21 protein-coding genes and 1 riboswitch are annotated in these 24,449 nt (G+C 34.8%); of the genes, 19 read left to right on the forward strand and 2 right to left on the reverse strand.

Annotation, left to right across the window (positions count from 1 at the left end; translation table 11 throughout):
- Nucleotides 1-2: 2 nt before the first annotated feature.
- Complete coding sequence (locus WBF61_RS00195; protein ID WP_424252855.1) at nucleotides 3-653, forward strand: CBS and ACT domain-containing protein; 651 nt, start codon at nucleotides 3-5, stop codon at nucleotides 651-653.
- A 170-nt stretch (nucleotides 654-823) separates the two neighbouring features.
- On the forward strand, nucleotides 824-1,804 hold the full coding sequence (locus WBF61_RS00200) for a DUF1002 domain-containing protein (RefSeq protein WP_424252857.1): 981 nt from the start codon (nucleotides 824-826) through the stop codon (nucleotides 1,802-1,804).
- A 113-nt stretch (nucleotides 1,805-1,917) separates the two neighbouring features.
- Here WBF61_RS00200 and WBF61_RS00205 read toward each other — a convergent pair whose 3' ends face one another.
- The gene (locus tag WBF61_RS00205) at nucleotides 1,918-2,607 is read right to left on the reverse strand and encodes a helix-turn-helix transcriptional regulator (protein ID WP_424252858.1); all 690 of its coding nucleotides are present in this window, start codon (nucleotides 2,605-2,607) and stop codon (nucleotides 1,918-1,920) included.
- A gap of 350 nt (nucleotides 2,608-2,957) precedes the next feature.
- Here WBF61_RS00205 and WBF61_RS00210 point away from each other — a divergent pair, with 350 nt between their 5' ends.
- The 3 genes from WBF61_RS00210 to WBF61_RS00220 all read left to right on the forward strand — a co-directional run bounded on the left by WBF61_RS00210 (nucleotide 2,958) and on the right by WBF61_RS00220 (nucleotide 5,958).
- The gene (locus tag WBF61_RS00210; protein ID WP_424252860.1) at nucleotides 2,958-4,055 is read left to right on the forward strand and encodes a PTS sugar transporter subunit IIC; all 1,098 of its coding nucleotides are present in this window, start codon (nucleotides 2,958-2,960) and stop codon (nucleotides 4,053-4,055) included.
- A 49-nt stretch (nucleotides 4,056-4,104) separates the two neighbouring features.
- Nucleotides 4,105-5,460, forward strand: a complete 1,356-nt coding sequence (locus tag WBF61_RS00215; protein WP_424252861.1) for a D-serine ammonia-lyase — start codon at nucleotides 4,105-4,107, stop codon at nucleotides 5,458-5,460.
- 114 nt (nucleotides 5,461-5,574) lie between these two features.
- Nucleotides 5,575-5,958 carry a RidA family protein gene (locus tag WBF61_RS00220; RefSeq protein WP_424252863.1) on the forward strand — a complete coding sequence of 128 codons (384 nt, stop codon included), beginning with the start codon at nucleotides 5,575-5,577 and terminating at the stop codon, nucleotides 5,956-5,958.
- Between the two features lie 107 nt (nucleotides 5,959-6,065).
- Here the strand turns inward: WBF61_RS00220 and WBF61_RS00225 are convergent, their stop codons facing one another.
- Entirely contained in the window at nucleotides 6,066-7,034 is a 969-nt protein-coding gene (locus tag WBF61_RS00225; RefSeq protein WP_424252864.1) for a Gfo/Idh/MocA family protein, read from the reverse strand.
- Nucleotides 7,035-7,211: 177 nt separating this feature from the next.
- On the opposite strand from WBF61_RS00225, the gene WBF61_RS00230 reads away from it, so the two are divergent.
- The 14 genes from WBF61_RS00230 to pcrA all read left to right on the forward strand — a co-directional run bounded on the left by WBF61_RS00230 (nucleotide 7,212) and on the right by pcrA (nucleotide 24,111).
- On the forward strand, nucleotides 7,212-7,739 hold the full coding sequence (locus WBF61_RS00230) for a hypothetical protein (RefSeq protein ID WP_424252866.1): 528 nt from the start codon (nucleotides 7,212-7,214) through the stop codon (nucleotides 7,737-7,739).
- Nucleotides 7,740-7,951: 212 nt separating this feature from the next.
- Nucleotides 7,952-8,773 (forward strand): M15 family metallopeptidase, encoded by an 822-nt coding sequence (locus tag WBF61_RS00235; RefSeq protein ID WP_424252868.1) that lies wholly within the window; start codon nucleotides 7,952-7,954, stop codon nucleotides 8,771-8,773.
- Nucleotides 8,774-8,812: 39 nt separating this feature from the next.
- A complete protein-coding gene (locus tag WBF61_RS00240; RefSeq protein ID WP_424252869.1) occupies nucleotides 8,813-9,466 on the forward strand; it encodes a glycoside hydrolase family 73 protein in 654 nt (217 codons plus the stop codon).
- Between the two features lie 245 nt (nucleotides 9,467-9,711).
- Nucleotides 9,712-10,425, forward strand: a complete 714-nt coding sequence (locus tag WBF61_RS00245) for a hydrolase (RefSeq protein ID WP_424252870.1) — start codon at nucleotides 9,712-9,714, stop codon at nucleotides 10,423-10,425.
- Between the two features lie 110 nt (nucleotides 10,426-10,535).
- Nucleotides 10,536-12,587, forward strand: a complete 2,052-nt coding sequence (locus WBF61_RS00250; protein ID WP_424252872.1) for a penicillin-binding transpeptidase domain-containing protein — start codon at nucleotides 10,536-10,538, stop codon at nucleotides 12,585-12,587.
- A 289-nt stretch (nucleotides 12,588-12,876) separates the two neighbouring features.
- Entirely contained in the window at nucleotides 12,877-14,217 is a 1,341-nt protein-coding gene (locus tag WBF61_RS00255; RefSeq protein ID WP_424252873.1) for a hemolysin family protein, read from the forward strand.
- Nucleotides 14,218-14,398: 181 nt separating this feature from the next.
- Nucleotides 14,399-14,497: riboswitch (purine riboswitch) on the forward strand.
- 144 nt (nucleotides 14,498-14,641) lie between these two features.
- Nucleotides 14,642-15,229, forward strand: coding sequence for a xanthine phosphoribosyltransferase (locus tag WBF61_RS00260; RefSeq protein WP_424252885.1), 588 nt, complete (start codon nucleotides 14,642-14,644; stop codon nucleotides 15,227-15,229).
- A complete protein-coding gene (locus WBF61_RS00265; protein ID WP_424252887.1) occupies nucleotides 15,222-16,556 on the forward strand; it encodes a nucleobase:cation symporter-2 family protein in 1,335 nt (444 codons plus the stop codon). Before WBF61_RS00260 ends, WBF61_RS00265 begins: the two co-directional genes overlap by 8 nt.
- 151 nt (nucleotides 16,557-16,707) lie before the next feature.
- Nucleotides 16,708-17,265 carry a DUF2179 domain-containing protein gene (locus tag WBF61_RS00270; RefSeq protein ID WP_424252875.1) on the forward strand — a complete coding sequence of 186 codons (558 nt, stop codon included), beginning with the start codon at nucleotides 16,708-16,710 and terminating at the stop codon, nucleotides 17,263-17,265.
- A gap of 101 nt (nucleotides 17,266-17,366) precedes the next feature.
- Nucleotides 17,367-18,488 carry a 5-(carboxyamino)imidazole ribonucleotide synthase gene (gene purK, locus WBF61_RS00275; protein ID WP_424252877.1) on the forward strand — a complete coding sequence of 374 codons (1,122 nt, stop codon included), beginning with the start codon at nucleotides 17,367-17,369 and terminating at the stop codon, nucleotides 18,486-18,488.
- A gap of 18 nt (nucleotides 18,489-18,506) precedes the next feature.
- Nucleotides 18,507-19,799 carry an adenylosuccinate lyase gene (gene purB / locus WBF61_RS00280; RefSeq protein ID WP_424252879.1) on the forward strand — a complete coding sequence of 431 codons (1,293 nt, stop codon included), beginning with the start codon at nucleotides 18,507-18,509 and terminating at the stop codon, nucleotides 19,797-19,799.
- 102 nt (nucleotides 19,800-19,901) lie between these two features.
- Nucleotides 19,902-20,804, forward strand: coding sequence for a DMT family transporter (locus WBF61_RS00285; RefSeq protein ID WP_424252881.1), 903 nt, complete (start codon nucleotides 19,902-19,904; stop codon nucleotides 20,802-20,804).
- A gap of 99 nt (nucleotides 20,805-20,903) precedes the next feature.
- Nucleotides 20,904-21,557: a GntR family transcriptional regulator gene (locus WBF61_RS00290; RefSeq protein WP_424252883.1), complete on the forward strand. Its 654-nt coding sequence runs from the start codon at nucleotides 20,904-20,906 to the stop codon at nucleotides 21,555-21,557.
- A gap of 337 nt (nucleotides 21,558-21,894) precedes the next feature.
- Nucleotides 21,895-24,111, forward strand: coding sequence for a DNA helicase PcrA (gene pcrA / locus WBF61_RS00295; protein WP_424252889.1), 2,217 nt, complete (start codon nucleotides 21,895-21,897; stop codon nucleotides 24,109-24,111).
- The last annotated feature ends 338 nt before the right edge of the window (nucleotides 24,112-24,449 follow it).

Raw genomic sequence — 24,449 nt, forward strand, 5'->3', positions numbered from 1 at the left:
AAATGAAGGTAAAAAATTATATGACATCAAAGGTTATTACGATTTCTGAAGATACTAAGATTCTTGAAGCGCTTGATAGGATGAAAGAACATAAATTTCATCGTTTACCAGTCGTTCGCAACAATAAAATGATTGGTTTAATTACAGAAGAAATCATACAAGAAAATTCTCCGTCAACGGCAACTAGTTTAAGTATTCATGAAATGAATTATTTACTGACAAAGACTACTGTAGGAGACATCATGAGAAAACAAGTCGTTACAATTAAAGCAGACGACTTGTTAGAAGCAGCAGCAGCTCTCATGTTAGAAAATAATGTTAGTGTATTGCCAGTCGTTGAAAATAAGGATACGGTCGTCGGCATTATCACGGATAAAGATTTATTCAGAGCGTTTATTGACGTCATGGGTTACAATAATAAAGGCAGTCGCATTGTCATTGATATTGCAAAAGATCATTCAGGAATTTTAGAGGATATTACAACTATTCTAGCCGAGGATAAGGTAAGTATCAATCAAATTGCAGTTTATCGTCAAAATGAAGAGACACAAGTTGTTATTCAAATGGATAGTGCTAATACTGCTGAGATTAAAGAAATACTTACTACAGAAGGGTATACGGTCAGTTCGGCTACGTATAAAGAGGGTAAATAAAATTAAACTAGTTTAATAAAAATCGGAAAAGAGAGACAGAACTTGTTTTTCTTTTTTTTTCGAAAAAAATAGAGCTAAAATTCGGACTTAAGTAGGAGACAAAAGGAAATGAACTAGTGTAAAATGAAAAGGAATAAAGTAGTTAACAGAATTAATCGGAGGGTGAGAAAATGAAAAATAGAGTAAAAAAGTTTAGTATCGCTTTAGTTGCATCTGTTAGTTTTATGGGAGTAGCCGTTTCAGTCTTACCTTTAATTGGATTGGCAACATCAGGTGACATTGACACAACAGTGATAGATGAGAAATGGGGAAAACCGACTTTTGTATATGGTGGAGGTCTATCAGATAAGCAAATTAAAGAAACTGAAAAGTTAGTAGGCATTGATAATCCTGAAAATGTAGCTAGCGTAGCGGTAACAGGTGAAGATTTAGTGAAGTACTTAAAAGAAGGATCGGGCGATACGGCTAATATGATTTCATCGGTCCTAGTTCAAAAGGAAAATGCAGATAAAGGTGTAGAAGTAACAATTAAAACTCCAGAAAATATTACACAAATTACACAAGATCAATATGCTAATGCAGCTATTACTGCGGGTGTAAATGATGCAAAAATTATTGTAGCTAGTGTTAAAAAGGTTACTGGAGAAAGCGCGCTTACGGGTATTTATAAAGCTTTTGATGTTAATGGAGAAGACTTAGATCAAGATCGAATGGAAGTTGCTCAAAAAGAATTAGAAACAACAAACGATATTGCGCAAGAAAATGCAGAAAAAATGGATTTTGATTCAGCAAAATTTGATCAGGCGATTATTGAAATCAAACAAGAATTAGCAGATTTAAAAGAAAAACAAGGTGAGTTAGCTACAAAAGAGGACATTGAGCGAATTATAAATGACGCTTTGAAAAACAACCAGCTTGAAAACGCAGTAACACAAGACCAAATCAATCAATTAATGGCGTTGTTTGAAAAATACCAACAGACAAGCGCAATTGATTCAGCTCAAGTAAAAGAACAATTAAAAACACTCTCAGACTCAGTCCAATCTAAATTTGGTGAAGCTTTACAAGAAGCAAAAGATAGTGGGTTTTTAGATAAAGTTGGTAATTTCTTCAGCCAAGTTTGGAATGCGCTTGTAGGTTTATTTAACTAAAAAGAGAATTTTAGCTTGTTGATGAGCTAAAAGGATGAGAACAAAATAATCTAAAAAAGAGCTTTATCGAATTGTATTTCGATAAAGCTCTTTTTGTGAGCAATATAACCCTATTAATAGATAGCAGTTGATGAGTTTGATGCTTCTTTGTTTCGCATAACAGTCTGTAAATATCGATAAACACTAGCTTCTGAGATGGATAAAGTAGCAGCAACCTCAACAACAGCACCTTTAATTTGAAAAACACCTTTATCTTCTAGAATTTTAATAATCTCTATTTTTTGATTTTGAGACAATTTTATATCAGGACTTAATAATTTAGAATCAATAACGGTTAAAATAATATCTCTCACCGAGTTTGAAAAGTTTTCAATATAAGGTTCCTTATCGTTACTAGATAAGTCATTTATGGGTAAGATGATTTGAGCAAGACTCAAAATATCTTTAGCGATATATTTGTATTGATCGACATCAAAATTGATACAAAGTAAACCCGTTAGTTTACCATTTGAATCTTTAATAAATAATGTTGAAGAACGAAATTCTTTTCCATTTGACACGGTACCTTTATATCCAGTAATAAAATCTTTTTCTAAATAAACCTTATCTTTAATTAAATTCAAAGCAAAATCGGTTAAGGGAGCATCTAAACTTCGTCCACTTAATTCACCATTGGCGATTGCGCCTATATACGAATCGGTTTCAGACGTAAGTACATGTAAAAGAACCTCATATGTCGGACCTAAAAGTTCACCGAAGTAATAAACAATTTTTTTATAGTGTTCCATAATTTCTTTTTCCAATGGGAATCGAACTCCTTTATATAGTATTGGGGAATAACGTTGTGTGAGGGAGAAAAATGATAACTTAATTAGAGTTTAAGCCACCAATAGACAGAATACAATATAATTGTAATAAAAGTTTAGAATAATAATAAATTATCATTAAAACGATTGACAGCGGTAAATAAATAAGATAAAGTGTGGTTATGATAATAAATTATTATCTTCGGTATAAAAAATTATAAAATCAAAACTAAAAAAGGAGAGGTTTTTTAGAACAGATTTCATTCTAAGTGAAATTGTAATCGCTTTCTGATGGGTAAAATATAACTGAATAATGATTCACTAAAATAAATTATTGGAGGATTAGTATGGATATTTTATTTGGAACGTTATTATTACTTTTGGTTTTAGTATTCTTTACTTTATTTAACTACAAAGCACCTCAAGGATCCAAAGCAATGGGAGCATTAGCAAGTGCAGCTTGCGCAAGTTTTTTAGTTGAAGCTTTTCATTTAGCTTTTTTTGGAAATGTATTGAATATTGAATTTTTAAAAGAAGTTGGAGGAGCGAATGGAAGTCTTGGAGGAGTAGCCGCAGCTATTTTAGTCCCTTTAGCATTAGGTGTTTCACCTGTTTATGCTGTTTTAGTAGGGTTATCATTATCAGGATTCGGGATTCTACCAGGATTTATTGCAGGGTACTTAATTTCATTTATTATTAAATATATGGAAGAAAAGTTGCCTGGTGGATTAGATTTGATTATCATTATCGTAGTTGCAGCACCACTTGCTCGTTTAATAGGACTGTTGACCTCGCCCGTAGTAGATGCTACATTAATGCAAATAGGTGAAATACTAACAGCTACGGCTGATACAAGTCCAGTAATGATGGGAATCATATTAGGTGGGATTATCACAGTAGTTGCTACAGCACCACTTAGTTCAATGGCCCTAACAGCTATGTTAGGTTTGACTGGAGTTCCTATGGCTATTGGAGCATTAGCAGTCTTTGGTTCTTCCTTTATGAATTATGTTTTATTTAGTAAAATGAAATTTGGAAGTAAAAAAGATACAATTTCAGTAGCGATAGAACCCTTAACGCAAGCTGACATTATTTCAGCAAATCCTATACCGGTTTACGTTACAAATTTTATCGGTGGAGCAGCCAGTGGTGTTATTATATCTCTAATGGGATTAGTTAATGATACTCCAGGTACAGCAACACCAATAGCAGGTTTTGCAGTGATGTTTGCTTATAACCCTGCAGGAAAAGTATTAATAGCAGCATTAGCTTGTATGATTGTTAGCACATTAAGCGGTTTTCTGGGTTCTTATATTTTTAGGAATTTCAAAATTAAAACGGCAGATCAAATTAGATCTGGGAATATTAATGTGAAAGATACGGTTAAGGAATCAATAGAAAATAGCAAAATGAAAAAACCAGCAATCGCGAAAGCAGATTATTAAAAAAAGTGTAACAAAGTAAATACTTTATAATAGAAAAGGAGTTTTTTAAATGAGAACAACTACTGTAATGGATAAAAGCAAAGAGATAACAATTGAGCAAACACCGTTATTCGAAGATATTAAAGCTGCAAAAGAAGTATTCTGGGTTAACCCAAATAAAAAGACATTTGAAAAAGCTGCAGAAAAATCCGCCATTACAAAAGAAGATATTGCAGATGCAGATGCTCGACTAACTCGATTTGCGTCTTATCTAAAAATAGTTTTTCCGGATACAGCTCCAACCAATGGGATTATCGAGTCACCTATTACTGAAATAACAGCTATGAAAGCTTACCTTGAGGAAGAGTACGAAGGGACCATTGAAGGTAAGTTATGGCTGAAAAGAGATGACCTGTTGCCGATTGCTGGAACCGTAAAAGCTCGTGGGGCAATTTATGAAGTTTTAAAACATGCAGAAGATTTGGCGTTAGAGCATGGATTGTTAAAATCAATAGAAGAAGATTATGCTATTTTTGCAAGTGATGAATTTAAAACATTCTTCTCTGAGTTTAAAATCACAGTAGGTACAACGGGAAATCTCGGGATAAGTGTAGGAACAGTTGGGGCAAAACTAGGATTTGAAGTGATTGTTCATATGTCAGTGGAAGCAAAATTATGGAAAAAGAATTTTTTAAGAAGCCATGGCGTAGTCGTTATTGAACATGAATCTGATTTTACAAAAGCTGTAACAAAAGGACGTCAACAATCAGACTTAGATCCTAAAAGTTACTTTGTTGATGATGAGCATTCTCGTGAATTATTCTTAGGCTATACAGTAGCTGGAAGTCGGTTGAAAAAACAGTTAAACGAAAAGAATATTTTAGTAGATGCTGACCACCCGTTATTTGTTTACTTACCTTGTGGAATTGGTGGATCTCCCGGCGGTGTTACATTCGGATTGAAACACATTTATGGCGATAATGTTCATTGTTTCTTTGCTGAACCAACTCATGTTCCATCTATGCTTGTTGGATTAATCACTGGTAAATACAATGAAATCTCTGTTAAAGACATAGGATTAGATGGCTTAACGGTTGCGGATGGCCTAGCTGTTCCTCGGACATCTGGTTTTGTTGCTAAAGTATTGGAAGATTTCTTTAGTGGTTCTTATACGCTAGATGACAATCAAACGTATAAACTATTGACGGCTTTAATCGATCAAGAAGAAATTTATTTAGAACCAGCTGCTATTGCGGGCTTACCTGGATCGATTCGCCTATTGAAATCAGAAGCAGGACAAAATTATTTAAAAGAAAATAATTTAATAGATAAAATGGCAAATGCAACCCATATTTCGTGGGCAACTGGTGGAAGTATGGTTCCTAAGGAAGATATGGAAGTTTTCTATAACAAAGGTAAAAAATAATGAACTGCTAAACAGTAAAAATGATGAATAAAATAACAGTAAGTGATACAATCATAGACAAAGAAGATAATAAAAAAGAGTTTCTCTTGTTAGAAACTACTAGGAGGAGCTATTATGTTAGAGACTATTCATACAAAAAATGCACCAGAACCGATTGGACCCTATTCGCAAGTTATTAAAGCTGGAGACTTCATTTTCCCAGCTGGCCAAGTTGGAGTAGATCCAGTAACTGGTAAAATCGTTTCAGAAAATATTAAAGAACAAACAGAACAAGCGATGAAAAATTTATCAGCCGTTCTAGAAGCTGCAGGATCTTCTTTACAGCACGTTGTCAAAACAACTTGTTATTTGTCAACAATGGAAAATTTCCAAGCATTTAATGAAGCCTATGGCGAACAATTTGCTGGACATAAACCAGCTCGTACTTGTTTCGCAGTACAAGAATTGCCGTTAAAAGCATTATGTGAAATAGAAGTCGTTGCAGTCTTAAAGAAATAAAAATAGGTCCAAGTATAGAAAAACGTAAAAACAACCAAAAAGAGTAGGCACTTAAAAGTGGCCAATCTTTTTGGTTGTTTTTTTGTTAGTCAAAAGATTGAAATGGATTATTCAAAATCAAAATGCAAACCCCATTTTTCTCTAAGCGTATCCATTATTTCCATAACATCGCGAGTTAAATCAAGTGAATTTGTGTTATTTTTTGTACGCACGGCTTCATTAAACTGCTTAATTTCATAATTCAATGCTTGCGAAGTGTCGCCAGCTTTAATGTGTTCAACAGATCCATCAGAGTGCGTAAAGGTGGCTTCATCGGCCCTTGGGAAATCATTTACGGTGAAGTAGCCCTTTTCGAAAGCGACAACTCCTTGCTTAGGCATTTTAGCTCTAAACGTGATTGCCAGGGTTGCCATTTCGTTTTCAGCATTTTTTAAAATGATCCCAGCTTCTTCATCAACGCCAGTCTCGAAAAAATTAACCGTAGTTAGAATTTCCTTAGGTTGACTAGATAAAAAGAAACGCGCAAACGATAACGCATACGTTCCGATATCTAATAAAGCTCCACCTGCAACTTCTTTATTAAAGAATCGATTTGTCGGATCAGCTTCTTTCAAGCTACCAAATGATACCTGAATCATTTTTAATTTACCTAGAGAACCATCAGTCGCTCTTTTTTTAAGTTCTTGATAAAGTGGCATATGATAAATAGTCATGGCTTCAGCTAAAACCAAGTTTTTATCTGAAGCAAGTTTCATAGCAGCTTTTAACTGTTTAGAATTCATCACAATAGCTTTTTCGCAAAGCACATGCTTGTTATTTTCTAAACTTTTCATAATAAGATCGGCATGGTGACTATGAGGTGTCGCAATATAAATGATATCTACAATAGGATCCGCTAATAATTCTTCGTAACTGCCATAAGATTTTTCTATTCCATGCTTCTTTGCAAATTGGTGGGCTTTATCATCACTACGAGAACCAACAGCATAAATTCTTGAATCCTCAGCATTAAAATCAGTAGTAAAGCTTGTCGCAATTGAACCTAAACCTAAGATGCCCCAATTTAATTCTTTCACTTTATTCCTCCTTAATTTGTTTAAAAAAACATTTTTTTATTCTTATTGATTGTAGCAAGCACTAAAAGTAAACGCAATGGAAAGCCTTACACTTTTATTTTAGTGCTGTTACATGTAAAATAGGTTTAGCACTTATTCTAATTCATAAACAAGATGACATTGAGAGGGGAATGCACTATGCAAGAAGCACTTATTCAAATTGTTTTGTATACGATAAAAGAGAAGTATAGGACTGAAAAAGAATTTTATTCAAGTCAGTTATCCATCAGTCAGGATAACTGGGAGCGATGGAAGAATAATGAAATAAGCTTAAAAACAAAAGATGAGCAAGCTATTATTAATTTATTTACAGATTATGAATGGATGCTAGTACAAAAAGTAATCAGAAACGCTACTTTTTTTCCAGAAGTAGAAACGCATCCTGTTGAAGAATATTTAGGAATAAAGTTTCATGTCGCAAAAAAATGGGTCAGCAGTGGCAATGCCGAACTATCTTTTCAACAAGATAATGAGAAAGAAGCAACTGATCAATACCGTAAAAAAAATATGACTATACTCAAAATTGACATGAATTATGATTTTTGGAGTTACAAAGATCGCGTAGAGTTAAGTTTACCAGGTATTATCCAGCAACAAATTGAAACTGAAAAACAAGATTTGTTGGAGTGGTTCAAAGAAAATATTGAAGACCATTATGCTAGATGAAGATAAATCAAGTAAATAAAAGAAGAATGGGCGCTCTTGACTCCATTCTTTTTTTATTGATTAAGACCTTAAATTCAAATTAAGAAAATAGTTTTTTTGTGACGATTGTACTAAAAAGTGTTAATATAGAAAGTATAAAAAACATCGTTTCGATAGAAATAAAAAGGATTTACCGTTTTAAAAGGTGTGAAATAGAATGGGGCATTAGTGATATGAAAGTAAAAATAATAGCAGGTAGTATAATTATGATAGGATTAATTAGCGGCTGTGGAAGAATAGAAGAAACGTTATTGAATGAATCACCTGAGTCAAAACAATCTTTGGAATCTAGTTCCATACCTGTACACTCTTCTTCTATAGAGACGTTAACACCTGAAGAGGAGCAACAAATCAAAGAAAAGAAAGAACGTCAAGCTATGCTTGATGAATTACCAGACGTATCTGTTGCTGATTGGAACTTAATTTTAGTTAACAATTCAAAATTAATTGATCCTTCTCTTAAATTGCCTTTAACTACATTACCTAATGGGTATATGATTGATGAACGGATTAAAGAGGATTACGATAAATGGCTAGAAAAAGCATCTGAAGCGGGCTTTGAAATGGTTTTAGTTTCAAGTTATCGATCAGTTGATTTACAACAAAAAAATTATGATGCCAGTATTCAACGTTACCTTGATCAAAACTATACCCAGGAAGAAGCGGTTAGTCTAACAGAAGATTATATTGCTATTCCAAGAGGGAGCGAACATCACACAGGTTTAGCTGTTGATATCGTTGATTCAGAATGGCTAAAAACAGGAAAAGGACTAATACCCGAATACGATACACAAGATTCTCAAAAATGGCTGCTAGAGAACATGGAAAAATACGGATTTATTTTACGCTTTCCAAGAGGGAAAGAGGAAGAAACGGGAATAGAATATGAATCTTGGCATTTCCGCTATGTTGGTGTTGAAAATGCCAACTATATAAAAAAATATAATTTATCTTTGGAAGAATATATCGAACTCTTAAAAGACGCTGGAAAATAAGCTAATTGCTTTACGTACCAGAAAGAAAGGCGTGTCAAATTGGCTAAAAAGAAACCACGAAAAAAATATTCTACTTCAAAATCAAAAAAGAAAAAAAAGGCCGCTTTTTGGTTAACACCTAGTGTTTTTTTGGTAAGCCTATTTGCACTATGCTTGATATTTTTTAGTGCAATAGCTTTATTAAGTTCAGAGTACTCATCTTCAGATACGCAACAAGAACTAGATGATAATCCTAGCAAGCAACAGTTTATTGTTCAGACCGCTGGATATGCTAAAACGTTAAAAGAGACCTATGGAATTCTTCCGAGTATTAGTATTTCTCAAGCTATATTAGAGTCTGACTGGGGCAGAAGTGAGCTATCTGTACAAAATAATAATTTTTATGGTATTAAAGGCGATAATCCGGATAAGACAGTTATGATGAATACAAAAGAGTACGTTAATGGAGAATGGATTGAAATAAAAGCTCCTTTTAGAAAATACGATAGTTGGCAAGAATCAATGGATGAACACGCTAGACTAATTGTTTATGGCACGACGTGGAATGAAGACCAATACGCTACAGTCCTATCAGCAGAAAACTACAAAGAGGCCGCCTATGCACTTGAAAAAAGTGGCTATGCGACTGATCCGGATTATCCAGTAAAATTGATTCAACTAATTGAAGAGTATAATTTAAACCAGTACGATTGAATGAGTCGTATTGGTTTTTTCTTAGAATCTGGAAAGAAAAGACCGACTAGATTGTTACCTTAGAGCGACTTTTATCAACAATGCGGCTACGGCAATACGTGTCACTTTCTAGTGGTCTGAAACAACAGCTGAATCGTGTTAGTCTGAATAAGGTGATAAATAGTTAAATGCAATAAGTCTAGCAAATAACTAGAAATTTAGGTAAACTAACACTACATGTTTAAAGATATTAGGAGGTTGGATAAATGGAAGAATTTGTAAAAAAGAAAGCTCCAAAAATTACAACGGATTTAAGAAGAGATTATATAGAAGTGCCAAAGATTATTCGTAAAACAAGTGGAATCGTAATAAATGGTAAGCGTATTCGTTCGCTGATTTTTACAACAGATATCGCGATTATTATGAATAACGATGCAGATGCCGTAATAGCTGTTTATCCATTTACACCTCATCCAGCTATTATAAATGGAATTACTACGGTAGCAAGTATGCCTGTTGTGGCTGGAGTTGGTGGCGGTTTGACCCATGGACATCGGTCGACGAATATTGCTTTATTTGCTGAAGCTCACGGATGTATTGGAGTCGTTTTAAATTCACCGACACCGTTAAGTACGATAAAAGAAGTGAATGAAATAGTCGATGTTCCGATTATTTTAACAGTTGTCTCAGAATTTACAGATATTCAAGAAAAAATAGATGCTGGAGTTGATATCGTTAACATTAGTGGAGCAGCGAACACAGCAAATATTGTTAGAGAAGTTCGTCAGGCTTTTCCTGAGTTACCGATTATAGCAACTGGTGGTCCAACTATTGAGAGCATACAACAAACCATAGAAGCTGGAGCCAATGCGATTACTTACACACCTCCAAGCAATGGGGAATTATTCAGTAAAAAAATGAAAATCTATCGCAAACGAGAGCAACAAAAAGCAGAAGAACTAGATACAGAACAACAATAGTCCGGTTGATTTATTTGATAGAAAGTGAGTAAATTAAAAAAGTTCGTAAAAGGGACTGTAAGGCTAAGACCTTTCTGTTTTAACTAGTTAAGGACAAGGAGGAATGATTAGTGAAAGAAACAAAACGTTTGAAAAATACAAAACGTCCACTTTGGATGATTGCTGCTGTTATTGGATTGATTAGTGTAGTAATTATTGGTGGTGGGGCCACGTACTATTTTTGGTCAAAACAAAAAGATGAGGAAGCTGCCAAAAAAACAGTAGATTCATATGTGGAAGCTTTAGAAAAGCAAGACTATTCAACTATAAGTAAACTAGCTTCAAAAACGTCGTTAAAAAAGAGTGGTTACACCAAAGACCAAATGGAAAAACGTTACGAAGCTATTTATGGTGGAATCGGTGTCTCTGATTTAAAGATTTCTGGACTAGAATCCTCTTTAAATAAAGAAAAAAATCAGTATGATATTGTATATACCGTAGAAATGAAAACTTCTTTAGGAGAATTGGAAGAACAATCATTTGCGACTACGATGAGTAAAGAAGAGGATGATTATAAGATTAACTGGGCCACTCAACTCATTTTTCCTGACTTAGAGCCAAATGACAAGGTTAGTCTAACGACTACAATAGGGGAGCGCGGAGATATCTTAGCAGCCGATGGATCTCCATTAGCGACAGAAGGTAACGTATGGGATGTTGGCTTGTATCCCGAGTCGTTAGGAGAAGGAAAAGAAAAAGAAAGCAAATTAAAAGAAATTAGTGAAGAATTTGATGTGTCAATTGAACAGCTAGAAAATAAGTTATCCGCTGATTGGGTTCTTCCAGAAAGTTTTGTTCCGTTTAAAATTGTAAACGAAGGAGAAACGCCAGAAATACCTGGTATCCTTTATCAGGAAAAGACTATTCGAACGTATCCATTAAATGAAGCCGCAGCTCATTTAATTGGTTACGTCTCAGAAGCGACAGCAGAAGATATTGAAAAAAATCCAAGCATACAACCTGGAGATAGTATTGGAAAATCTGGATTAGAAGCAGCATTTAATGAACGATTAAATGGCCAAAAAGGCGGAAGAATTGTTATTAATAATGAAAAAGATGAATTAAAAAAAGTCATCCAAGAAACTGAAGTGAAAAATGGGGAAGATATAACATTAACACTAAATGCTAAACTACAAAAAGCTGCATATGAGCAACTGAAAGGTGAAAATAGCTCAGCTGTCTTTATGGACCCAAAAGATGGGAGCTTGTTGTCCTTAGTCAGTACGCCTTCTTATGATGCGAACCAAATGACAATGGGGATTAGCTCTGAGGATTATAAAAAATATACTGAAGATATAAATAACCCTTTTCTTGCTCGTTTTGCATCTGGTTATGCGCCGGGATCAACCTTTAAAACAATTACAGCAGCAATTGGATTGGATGCTGGAATTACGAAAAAAGATAAGACTCATAAAATTGATGGACTAAAATGGCAAAAAGATGCATCTTGGGGAGATCACTACATTGTACGCGTTTCAGATACACCACAAGTAAATCTAGAATCAGCCTTGGTTTATTCAGACAATATTTACTTCGCTCAAGAAGCTTTAGAAATGGGACAGAAAACAGTTGAAGAAGGGCTATCTAAATTTATTTTCAAAGAAGAACTAGATTTGCCTATCGCGATGAACCCGGCTCAAATTTCAAATGATGGAACACTAGCTAAAGAAACCTTATTAGCTGATACGGCTTATGGACAAGGTCAACTTTTGATGAATCCTATACAACAAGCTGTATCCTTTTCTGTATTTGCAAATGAAGGGAAACTAGTTTATCCCAAGTTGACAACAGATCAAAAAACGATGGAACCTAAAATAGCTATTACTGCTGAATCAGCTAATCTAGTTAAAGATAATTTAATTAAAGTAGTTGAAAAGCCAGAAGGAACAGCTCATAGCTTAGCTTCCCTAAATAAAAAAAATCTAGCTGCCAAAACAGGAACAGCCGAAACAAAAGCCTCAGAGACAGAAGGTGAAGACGCAGAAACAAACGGTTTTCTATTAACCTTTGATGCGGAGAATGAACGTTACCTCATGGTAGCTATGATAGAAGGAAAATCAAGCGGAGACGTCACAAGCGCTATGAAACCTCTACTAGGGAACATAGAAGAACTAATTAAATAAGGTGAGATGCGGAACACTCTGTTTAGACAGGACCGAAAAATAGGAAGTGTCAAAGAGGATGCTTTTTATCCTCACAGACAGTTATCTTTTTTCCGAGTGTCTAGAGTGTAAAGCTCAATAGATGAGATGCTGAACACTATTTTGGGATAGAATATGAAAAAAGATTAAGCGACTGTATAAAGAGCTTTTAGTTAAGTAATGGATTAAAAATTATTTGCTATGAAGTCTAAATTATGGTATGTTTTTTCTAATCGAAAAAATGCAACTATTAAAAAGGAGATCACGATTTATGAATTCAGACCCCGACAGTCAGTCGTTGTTAGGACAAGTTTTACTCATTGTTGTTCTAACAGCCGTCAACGCTTTTTTTGCTTCAGCAGAAATGGCATTTGTATCTTTAAACCAAAGCAAAGTAAGAGAGAAAGCTGCTCAAGGTGATAAAAAATCAGCAGCAGTATTAAAATTGCTAGCAAACTCAGATAATTTTCTGGCAACGATTCAAGTAGCCATAACATTAGCTGGATTTATTTCGAGTGCCTCAGCTGCAACCAGTTTCGCTTCTCGATTGGAACCTTTTTTAACCAGTATTCCAGGAGGAAAACAACTAGCTGTTGTAGTAGTAACCGTAATTTTATCTTATATTACACTTGTTTTCGGTGAGTTGTATCCAAAACAAGTCGCTTTGCAAAAAGCAGAAGAAGTTGCCCGATTTACCGCCGGACCAATCAGAATAGCTCAAGTAATCTCCACGCCTTTTGTAAAATTGCTCTCGTTATCGACGAATTTATTAAAAAAAATTACGCCAATAGATTTTTCTAAAAAAGAAGAAAAAATGACTCGCGATGAGTTTCGTTCTTATTTAGAAAATAGCCAAGTAAAAGGGGCAATTGATGTAGATCAATTTACTATGTTAAAAGGTGTTCTATCTATGGATACAAAAATGGCGAGAGAGATTATGGTACCTCGAACAGATACGTTTATGATTGATTATGAGGATGGAAATAAAATAAATATTCCTTTACTATTAGATTGCAGATTTTCACGTGTACCCGTTTACGTATCTGATAAAGATAATATCATTGGAATTATCCATGTGAAAAATTTATTGAAAGCTTCAAGAATGACAAATCTAGATGATATTGATATTAAAGATATATTAAATACTCCTTTGTACGTACCTGAAACTATTTTTATGGATGACTTGTTGTATGAGTTAAAACGTACTCGTAACCAAATGGCTATTTTAAATGACGAATATGGTGGAGTCGTTGGTATTGCAACACTTGAAGATTTATTAGAAGAGATTGTTGGTGATATTGACGATGAATACGACGAAACCTATAATATGATTGAAGTGATTGATGATACACGCTTCTTAGTAGATGGTTCTACACCTCTTTCTAAATTTAATGAATTTTTCAATACAACGATAGAATCAAATGATGTCGACTCGATAGCTGGATTTTTTATCATGCAGTATGGGAGTATACCTCATGTAGGAGAAGAAGCCCAAGTTAACTATCTAGATTACGTCTTTACATCTAATGATATAGAAGGCTCTAGATTGGTGAATCTCTACGTGGATAAGATTCCACATGAAAAAACAGACAATCAAACAATAATTGCTTAATAAAATGTTTGCAATACCCTTAATTATATACCCTAAAAAACTCGAAAAATGGGAGACCATAATTTGAGTTTTTTTTATTAAAGACGAATGATTTTGAATAAGAAAAACGAAAACGTTCATTTATTTTGATAGTTTGATGAGAAAAACAAAAAAACTATTGACGTGTAAGATTAAAAAAAGTATATTCAATAGTACATTAGCTTATATAATGCCAAAATATGGTTGGCAAGTTTCTACCCAGTACCGTAAATTCTGGACTATAAGTAAAGAAATGAAGAACAAACCAAATTCTAAATGAATGTTGGAGGTCTTTTTTCTTTGCTTTGGTAAGAAACCAAGCAAAGTTAAAAGGCCTCTTTTTGTTTTACAAAAGAATAAAATGAATTTGATAAGAGATGTTTTTTTATAGAAGGGTAGGATGATGATGAAAGTATTGGAAGAACGTATTTTGAAAGATGGCGTGGTATTAGGTAAAGATGTTTTGAAAGTTGATAATTTTTTGAACCATCAAATTGACCCTGTCTTGATGCAAGAAATGGGGAACGAATTTGCACGTTATTTTGCTGGAAAAGGTATCACAAAAATTTTAACAGTTGAAACTTCAGGTATAGCACCATCTGTTTTTGCTGGTTTGGCGCTTGGAGTTCCCGTTATCTTCGCTCGTAAACATAAGAGTCTAACGTTAACCGATAATTTATATACATCAAAAGTTTATTCGTTCACAAAGAACACAACAAATGACATCACCATTTCGAGAAACTTTATTACCTCAACAGATAATGTCTTACTAATTGATGACTTCTTAGCTAATGGACAAGCGGCTAAAGGATTAGTAGATATCTGTGAGCAAGCTCAAGCATCGATTGCAGGCATTGGGATTGTTATTGAAAAATCATTCCAACCAGGACGTGGCGATTTAGAAAAATTAGGGTTTGATATTTTTTCTTTAGCTCGAATACGCGCTTTTGAAAATGGTGTCGTTAAATTTATAGAAGAAGAGGAGAATAAATAAAATGTTAACAAACTCAAAAGCAGCTGCCTTAGGATTACAACACGTATTAGCTATGTACGCAGGAGCTATTTTAGTTCCTTTGTTAATTGGTGGAGCTATCGGGTTCAACTCAGAACAAATGACGTATCTCGTCTCGATTGACATTTTCATGTGTGGAGTCGCAACCTTATTGCAATTATTTGTTAACCGTTATTTCGGTATTGGGTTACCGGTTGTATTAGGCTGTGCTATACAAGCCGTTTCTCCTCTAATTTTAATTGGAACGACAAAAAGTATTGGAGCTATGTATGGATCAATCATAGCATCAGGAATTTTTATTCTTCTAATTGCAGGATTATTTTCAAAAATCAAACGATTTTTCCCGCCAGTGGTTACTGGGACAGTTATCACAGTAATTGGACTGACTCTTATTCCAGTTGGAATTGAAAAAATGGGAGGCGGAATAAAAACGGCAACTGACTTTGGATCTGCTAACTATTTATTCCTAGCATTTCTAACAGTTGCCATTATATTAGGTATTCAATTGTTTGCTAAAGGATTCATTCACTCATTAGCCATTATCATTGGGTTAATCTCAGGAACGATTGTTGGTTCGTTTATGGGACTCGTTACATTAGCTCCAGTAGCAGAAGCAACTTGGTTCCATTTTCCACAACCTTTTTATTTTGGAGCTCCTGTGTTTGAGTGGTCTTCAATTTTAACCATGATTTTAATTTCAATTGTAAGTATGGTTGAATCTACTGGTGTTTACTTTGCTCTTGGAGAAGTTACCGGACAACCTATTGAAGAGGAACACTTAAAAAAAGGGTACCGTGCAGAAGGATTAGCTATTATTCTAGGAGGTATTTTTAATACATTCCCTTATACCGCTTTTTCTCAAAATGTTGGTTTAGTTCAAATGTCAGGTATCCGCACTCGCAAACCTATTTATTTTGCAGCTGGATTCCTAATGCTTTTAGGATTAGTACCAAAAATAGGGGCTTTTGCGACAATCATTCCTGAACCTGTTCTAGGTGGAGCAATGATGATATTATTCGGAATGGTTGCTACTCAAGGAATTAAAATGCTTAGTCGTGTAGATTTAAACCAAGATGGCAACTTGATGATCGTAGCTTTGTCTTTAGGACTTGGCTTAGGGGTTACCATTGTTCCTGAATTGTTTGCGAAATTACCAGCAGTGGTCCAAACCTTTACAGGAAATGGTATTGTTGTAACGAGTGTCACTGCCATTACGTTAAATATTCTTTCTCATCAGGCACATAAAAAGACGAGTATTGAAACAGTTATTGAAGAAGGATCTCTAATTGATTTACCAGAAACGAATTAATGTTTTTATTTCTAGCTACCTATCTTTAACTAGTAAAAGCCCTAACCACTTAAACAGAAGGTAGGGCTTTTTTTTACTTGCTATTTTTTAAAAATTTGTTAGGCTTATAGGGAAATAAACTATCATATTAACAGATCGGGGTTTTTTATAAATGGAAACAAGTTTACAATTTCTAGGTCTCATTTTCGTTATCAATTTAGCCTATGTTGCATTAAATACGATACGGTTTATGTTAACGATGAAAGGTTATCGAATGATTGCCCCTTTTGTTTCAATGGTTGAGATTACCATTTATGTAGTAGGATTAGGTCTAGTCCTCGATCGTTTGGATAATTTTTGGAATATTGCGGCTTATGCATTAGGGTATGGAGTTGGAATTGCAGTTGGCATTCAAATCGAAGAATACTTGGCACTAGGACACATCATGGTAACAGCAATTGTGCCCGATATTAAAAGTGGCATCGCGGAAAATTTACGTGAGCTAGGTTATGGCGTCACAACCAGTTATGCTTTAGGTAAAGAGGGCGATCGCTTAGTTTTAGAAATACTCACTACTCGTAAATCAGAACGAAAACTCTATAAACAAATTAGTGAAATAGAAGCTAAAGCTTTTGTTATTTCTTATGAACCAAAATATATAAGTGGTGGATTCTGGACAAAAAAAGTTAAGAAAAGAAGACGTGCATTAAAGCAACGAGGCGAACTTTAAAAAAATAAAATCAGTGTTAATTCATGACAGTTTTTAAGATAACTGATAAACTAGTATAATGGAAAGAATAAAAATAAATGTACTAGAAAGTAGTGAGACAATTGCCTAATTTAATTATTCCTGGAAAAACGATTGGTATTATTGGTGGTGGCCAATTGGGTCGAATGATGGCATTGGCTGCGAGACAAATGGGGTTTAAAGTTGGAATATTGTACCCTAAGGAGAACTGTCCTGCTGCTCAAGTTGCTGATTGGCAAATTGTAGCGAAATGTAATGATGAAGAAGCTTTATTAGACTTTGCACTGAAGTGTGATGTCATTACTTATGAATTTGAAAATGTTGATGCGAGTAAAATTGAAGCGCTGAATAAGACAGTTGCCGTTCCGCAAGGTAGCGAGTTGCTGTCTATCGCTCAAGACCGACTATTAGAAAAAGCTTATTTGGAAATGAGCAACATTAACTTAGCACCTTATGCGACGATATTAACAATAGAAGATATTGAGGTAGCTGCTAGTTCGATTGGCTTTCCTTGTGTCTTGAAAACCATTCGTGACGAATATGAAGAAAAGGGACAAGTATTCCTTTATGAAGAAGCAGACATACCAAAATGCGAAACATTATTAAAGTCTGGAACGTGTGTTTTAGAAGCGTGGATTCCATTTGAACGAGAATTGTCCATCGTTATATCAAGAAACGCTGCAGGAGATACATCCGTTTTTCCTACGACTGAAATTATTCATCGTCAAAATTTGTTAAAAGAAACCATTGCTCCGGCAAGAGTTTCAGATGAAGTTTCTGAGGAAGTGGAAAGGATCAGTCGAACCATCGCAGAAGGGCTGAATTTAGTGGGTACGCTAGGTATCGAATTAACGCTGACCACTTCAGGAGCTTTGTATGTGAGTGAATTAGTTTCACGACCTCACAGTTCAGCAAATTATAGTATCGAAGCCTGCTCAACTTCTCAATTTGAAACGCATATCCGTGCAATCTGTGGATGGCCATTACCGGATATTTCATTGATTTCAAATTCAGTTTCAGTTACGATACTCGCAGAACAAATGGAAGGTGCAGAACTACAAATTCAACTGAAACCAAATTGGCATTTTCATTATTATGGAAAATCAGAAGCGAGAAAAGGTCGTGTCATGGGGCATATTACTATTTTAACTGAAGATAGTGAAAAAACGATCGAAACGGTTAATGATACAGGAATCTGGATTTAATAAAGGGAGCACAAGTAGATGATTGAACGTTATACAAGACCCGAAATGGGACAGTTATGGACAGACGAAAACCGCTACAATACTTGGCTAGAAGTAGAAATACTAGCAGTGGAAGCATGGGCTGAACGAGGAGATATTCCTAAAGAAGATGCTGAAAAAATAAGAAGTAAAGCTGCTTTTGATGTTAAAAGAATTTTAGAAATAGAAGAAGAGACACGCCACGATGTTGTTGCCTTTACCCGTGCAGTTTCCGAATCACTTGGTGACGAACGAAAATGGATACATTATGGATTAACAAGTACAGATGTTGTCGATACAGCGTATGGGTATCAATTAAAACAAGTAAATGAATTGTTGCATAAAGATTTAACGAGCTTTTTAAGCATCTTAGCTGAAAAAGCACAAAGTTACAAATACACTGTAATGATGGGCCGAACGCACGGTGTACATGCCGAGCCAACCACTTTCGGATTGAAATTAGCCCTTTGGTATTCAGAAATGAAGCGAAATATAGAACGTTTTGAGCATGCCGCAAAAGGAATAGAAGCTGGAAAAATTAGTGGAGCAGTTGGAACTTTTGCTCATACTCCACCGGCTGTTGAAAAATATGTTTGTGATCAGTTGGGTCTTCGAGCTCAAGAAATATCCACTCAAATCTTGCCGCGTGATTTACATGCAGAATATATGGCAACACTAGCTTTAATAGCAACGAGTATAGAAAAATTTGCTACCGAGATACGGGGTCTTCAAAAATCTGAAACCCGTGAAGTAGAAGAATATTTTGCTAAAGGTCAAAAAGGATCTTCAGCTATGCCACATAAACGAAATCCAATCGGATCTGAGAATGTTACGGGCCTAGCTCGAATTATTCGAGGTCATATGATTACGGCTTATGATAACGTTGTTTTGTGGCATGAAAGAGATATCTCGCATTCTTCAGCGGAAAGAATTATTTTACCGGACTCAACGATCTTGTTAGATTACATCCTCAATCGATTTGGAAGAATTATAAAAGAGTTAACCGTTTATCCAGAAAATATGAAACGAAATATGGAAGCAACTTATGGATTGATTTATAGCCAACGCGTGTTGTTAAAATTAATTGATAAAGGCATGAGTCGTGAACAAGCTTATGATTTAGTTCAACCTAAAACAGCCATAGCTTGGGAAAGTCAGATTCCTTTTCGAGATTTAATCGAAGGCGATACTGAAGTGATGTCACGTATAACGGTAGAAGAACTAGATGATGCCTTTGATTACCAGTACCATTTAAAATATGTAGATGAGTTATTTAAAAGAGTTGGGCTTTAATAAAAAGGTATTAGCTGCAAGAGATTAAATAGATGGCATAGGAAACCTAGTGATAAAAGGCGCCTATGTCATTTCTATTTGTACTAAAAAGGAGGTGGAAGAGTGTCAAAAGCAAAAATAAAAGTGATAGGAGCAATGTTAATATTTGGTACCATTGGATTGTTTGTGAAAAACATTGATTTAACATCAAGTGAGATTGCCCTTTATCGTGGTTTTTTTGGGAGTTGTTTTTTGATTTTAGTGATGAGTATGAATAAAAAAACGGTATCTATAAAAAATAGTAAGGAAAATGCAGGCATTCTTTTATATTCTGGAACAGCAATCGGATTTAACTGGATTTTATTATTTGAAGCCTATCGTTACACAACAATTTCAAATGCAACATTAAGTTATTATATGGCACCTTTATTTGTTGTTTTGGCGTCTCCTTTTATTTTAAAAGAAAAATTAACGGGATTGAAAATAGGATGTGTGTTTTTAGCACTCATAGGAATGTATTTTATTGTTGAAAAGGGCACAATGACTATCCAAGGTTACTCTCATTCGCTTGGAATAGCTTATGGAATAGGTGCGGCATTATTGTATGCAAGTGTTATCTTAGCGACCAAATTCTTAAAAAACATTACAAGTTTAGAAACAACAATTGTTCAATTAATGGTAGCTTCTCTAGTTTTGGCACCGTATGTCTTTTTAAAAGAAGGATTTAACCTTGTATCTATTACGGGTACATCTTTAAGTTATTTGTTATTTTTAGGTATCGTTCACACCGGTATCGCATATGCTCTTTATTTTTCAGCTATGCAAGATTTAAAAGGGCAAACGATGGCTATTTTAAGTTACATTGATCCCATTTCGGCAGTTATTTTGTCAACAGTATTTTTAAACGAACGGATGACAATCGTTCAACTCGTTGGAGGAGTTTTTATCTTATCCGCAGCATTCCTAAGTGAAAGTGGAGTCGTTGAAAAATATATCAAAATGAAGTCATTAAAGTATAAAAAGTAATAAATGCTCTAGAATAAACTTGTGTATACAGGGTGAAAGCTCTACTATTAAACGATAAGGCATTAAACAAATAATCTAACGATAAGTGAGTGATAAGCTATGGCTAAACCTAAAAAATTAGATGAAGTTGCTTACCAATACATAATAGAGAAAATTTATACGAGGCAATGGTTACCCCAAACTCGTATAACTGAAATAGACCTATCTAGAGAGTTAAATATCAGTCGTACACCCATTCGTCAAGCTTTCCAGCAGCTTCATAAAGAAGGGTATTTAGAGGTTGAACCCCACAAAGGAGCGCGGGTTCGAGAATTAAATATCAGTTCGCACGGTTTGCAAGAAAGAATGGAGTTTATTGAAATGACGTTTGTTAATTATTTTCATTATTTACAAATCAAAGAAGTTGTTTTTGATGGAACTGAAGTAGATGACATACTAGCAAACTTAAAAAAGTGCCAGAATGGAACAGGGAAAATTTATCTAGATTTAGAAACGCAATTGTTGCACAAAATGTTAGCCTTTAGTAAAAATGATTACTCAGTAAGAATTGTGATGGATACGATTCGTGAGTTACAAAAGCAAACGAATCCGGACTATATTATACTAATGGAAAGAAATCGAGAACTTAAAATTCAGCACTTTGAAAAGTTGGTTCATTTCTTGAAATTAGGAGACTATCCGTTAGCACGAAAACAAATGCGTATTTTAATAAATCAACTGACTCTAAGTATCATTTTGAATTTATCAGAGTAAACAGTATTTCACCAAAACGTTCTTCCAGTTAATTGAATTTTTAAAATAGATTCAGAGGTTTTCTTTCACTAGTTAATAGACTTAGCGAGATAAAAATAAGATAATACTAAAACATTTAAAATAGATAACTGAGATAAAGACATGCGCTATGTTTTTATCTTAGTTTTTTTATTCATTTCTAATATGGAGTCAATCTGTGGTAAAATGGAGAATGGAAACTTATGCAAAAATTTAGTTTTATTTGATAAAATAAATAGATGAGCTTATTAAACAAACGAGTTTGATACGAAGAGAGGATGGACAAATTTTGGTAATACAAAATAACTTGCTAGAGGGTATGAACCCAGGACAAAAGGAAGCCGTAGCTTATACAGAAGGTCCTCTTTTAATTATGGCAGGAGCGGGCAGTGGAAAGACGCGTGTGTTAACGCATCGCATTGCTTATTTAATTGATGAAAAAGGCGTAAATCCATGGAATATATTGGCGATAACGTTTACGAATAAAGCAGCTAAAGAGATGAAAGAACGTGTTGGTCGCTTGATGGAAACCGGTGGCGATAGTGTCTGGGTTTCGACATTTCACTCAATGTGTGTGCGCATGTTGCGACGAGATATAGACCGGATTGGATACAATAAAGCTTTTACAATTAGTGATCCAAGTGACCAACAAACTCTAATGAAACGAATTATGAAAGAACGAAATATTGATCCTAAAAAATATAATCCAAGAGCGATCCTTTCTGAAATTAGTAATGCAAAAAATGAATTGATGGATGCCCAAGAGTACCGCAAATCGGCGAATAGTTTTTTTGAAAAGTTAGTAGCAGATTGTTACGATGACTACCAACGTGAACTGCGACGCAATCAATCTGTTGACTTCGATGACTTAATTATGTTAACGATTCGTTTATTTGAAGAAAGCAAAGAAACATTAGACTATTATCAAAATAAATTCCACTACATTCACGTAGATGAATACCAAGATACGAATACAGCTCAATACACTTTAGTTAACATGATGGCTAAACGTTTCAAAAATTTGTGTGTTGTAGGAGATGCAGATCAAAGTATTTATGGCTGGCGTGGAGCAAATATGGATAATATCTTAGATTTTGAAAAAGACTATTCAGATGCAAAAGTAGTGATGCTGGAACAAAATTATCGTTCAACCAAATTTATTTTAAAAGCAGCAAATGACGTTATCGCAAACAATAATAAACGTAAAGTGAAAAAACTTTGGACAGATAATGACGAAGGAGAGAAAATCACTTATTACCGTGGACAATCTGAAGGCGATGAATCAAGGTATGTTGTCTCAAAAATGCTAGAAGAAATGAAAACTTCTAATTATAACTATGGCGATTTTGCTGTACTATATCGTACAAATGCTCAATCACGTGTGATAGAGGAAAATTTATTGAAATCCAATATCCCATACAAAATGGTCGGCGGGCACAAGTTCTATGATCGCAAAGAAATACGAGATGTACTAGCTTACTTACGCTTGATCGCTAACCCTGAAGACAATATGAGTTTTGAAAGAGTGATCAACACGCCTAAACGAGGAATTGGTCCAGGAACGATTGAGAAATTAAGATCTTTTGCTAATGAATACGAATGGTCTTTACTAGAAGCGGCATTAAATGTTTCAATCACTAATATAAAAGGTAAAGCAGCAGGTGAACTTGAGGGATTTGCTTTCATGATGCGTGATTTGCAACAAATGCAAGAGTACCTGCCCGTAACGAAATTAGTTGAAGAAACCCTAGAGCGTAGCGGGTATTTGAAAAGTTTAGAATTAGAACGAACACTTGAATCTGAAACTCGCGTTGAAAATATAAAAGAGTTTTTATCTGTTACTCAACAATTTGAAAAAGATAATAGCGAAGATAAAAGTTTGTTAACATTCTTAACTGATTTAGCTTTAATCTCAGATTTAGACAATATTGAAGAAGAACCACAAAGTGAAGTTACCCTAATGACTTTGCATGCAGCTAAAGGATTAGAGTTCCCGATTGTATTTTTGATTGGTTTAGAAGAAGGTATTTTTCCACTGTCTCGTTCGATGATGGAAGAAGACGATTTAGAAGAAGAAAGACGTTTAGCCTATGTAGGAATTACCCGTGCTGAAAAGAAATTGTATGTTACAAATGCCTATTCACGTGTGTTATATGGAAGAATGCAAAGCAATCAAGCTTCACGATTCATCAAAGAAATATCTGAAGAAGTGATTGAATCAGGCAATAACCAACCAGGAAATACCCATGCCATACCTTACGGCCGACCAACAGGTTCAGCGCCGTATCGAAACAATCAAGCAGAAAGAGCTGCTAGCACACCTTATCAATCACCAGTTAGTGATAAAAAAGAGAGTGGTGCAGACAAACTAGCATGGAGCACCGGCGATAAAGCTGTGCACAAAAAATGGGGAGTTGGAACGGTTGTCAAAGTAACCGGCGACGCCGACAACCTACAACTAGACATAGCCTTCAAAGAACAAGGAATCAAACGCCTACTAGCCGCATTCGCCCCAATAGAAAAACAAGATGCGTAGAACAACGGTTAGTTTCGACAAGAAAATAGGAAAAATTCAAAGAAATCTTCGATTTCAAGAAATTTTATCATTTTCTCGAGAAACTGTTGTTCGAAGCTCAATTAAAACAAGATGCGTAAAATCAAGATGTTGCGAACTCTGCCCAGCTCTGAGAGGAGAATGAAAAAGAACCGCAAGAGGCCAAAAGCCTCGAGGATACTTTTGAATTATCCCAAAGAGCTAGAGTTCAAAACTCAATTAAAACAAGATGTTGCGAACTCTGCCCAGCTCTGAGAGGAGAATGAAAAAGAACCGCAAGAGGCCAAAAGCCTCGAGGATACTTTTGAATTATCCCAAAG

Origin of the sequence: Carnobacterium sp., from assembly GCF_049673005.1 — a bacterium.
Lineage (GTDB): Bacteria > Bacillota > Bacilli > Lactobacillales > Carnobacteriaceae > Carnobacterium_A.

Excerpts from the sequence above, each read along its gene's own strand:
- WBF61_RS00230 (WP_424252866.1), top strand. The coding sequence starts at position 7,212 with ATGCAAGAAGCACTTATTCAAATTGTTTTGTATACGATAAAAGAGAAG.
- WBF61_RS00235 (WP_424252868.1), top strand. The coding sequence starts at position 7,952 with ATGAAAGTAAAAATAATAGCAGGTAGTATAATTATGATAGGATTAATT.
- WBF61_RS00200 (WP_424252857.1), top strand. The coding sequence starts at position 824 with ATGAAAAATAGAGTAAAAAAGTTTAGTATCGCTTTAGTTGCATCTGTT.
- WBF61_RS00220 (WP_424252863.1), top strand. The coding sequence starts at position 5,575 with ATGTTAGAGACTATTCATACAAAAAATGCACCAGAACCGATTGGACCC.
- WBF61_RS00210 (WP_424252860.1), top strand. The coding sequence starts at position 2,958 with ATGGATATTTTATTTGGAACGTTATTATTACTTTTGGTTTTAGTATTC.
- WBF61_RS00195 (WP_424252855.1), top strand. The coding sequence starts at position 3 with ATGAAGGTAAAAAATTATATGACATCAAAGGTTATTACGATTTCTGAA.
- WBF61_RS00290 (WP_424252883.1), top strand. The coding sequence starts at position 20,904 with ATGGCTAAACCTAAAAAATTAGATGAAGTTGCTTACCAATACATAATA.
- WBF61_RS00260 (WP_424252885.1), top strand. The coding sequence starts at position 14,642 with ATGAAAGTATTGGAAGAACGTATTTTGAAAGATGGCGTGGTATTAGGT.
- WBF61_RS00245 (WP_424252870.1), top strand. The coding sequence starts at position 9,712 with ATGGAAGAATTTGTAAAAAAGAAAGCTCCAAAAATTACAACGGATTTA.
- pcrA (WP_424252889.1), top strand. The coding sequence starts at position 21,895 with ATGAACCCAGGACAAAAGGAAGCCGTAGCTTATACAGAAGGTCCTCTT.
- WBF61_RS00215 (WP_424252861.1), top strand. The coding sequence starts at position 4,105 with ATGAGAACAACTACTGTAATGGATAAAAGCAAAGAGATAACAATTGAG.
- WBF61_RS00270 (WP_424252875.1), top strand. The coding sequence starts at position 16,708 with ATGGAAACAAGTTTACAATTTCTAGGTCTCATTTTCGTTATCAATTTA.
- purB (WP_424252879.1), top strand. The coding sequence starts at position 18,507 with ATGATTGAACGTTATACAAGACCCGAAATGGGACAGTTATGGACAGAC.
- WBF61_RS00255 (WP_424252873.1), top strand. The coding sequence starts at position 12,877 with ATGAATTCAGACCCCGACAGTCAGTCGTTGTTAGGACAAGTTTTACTC.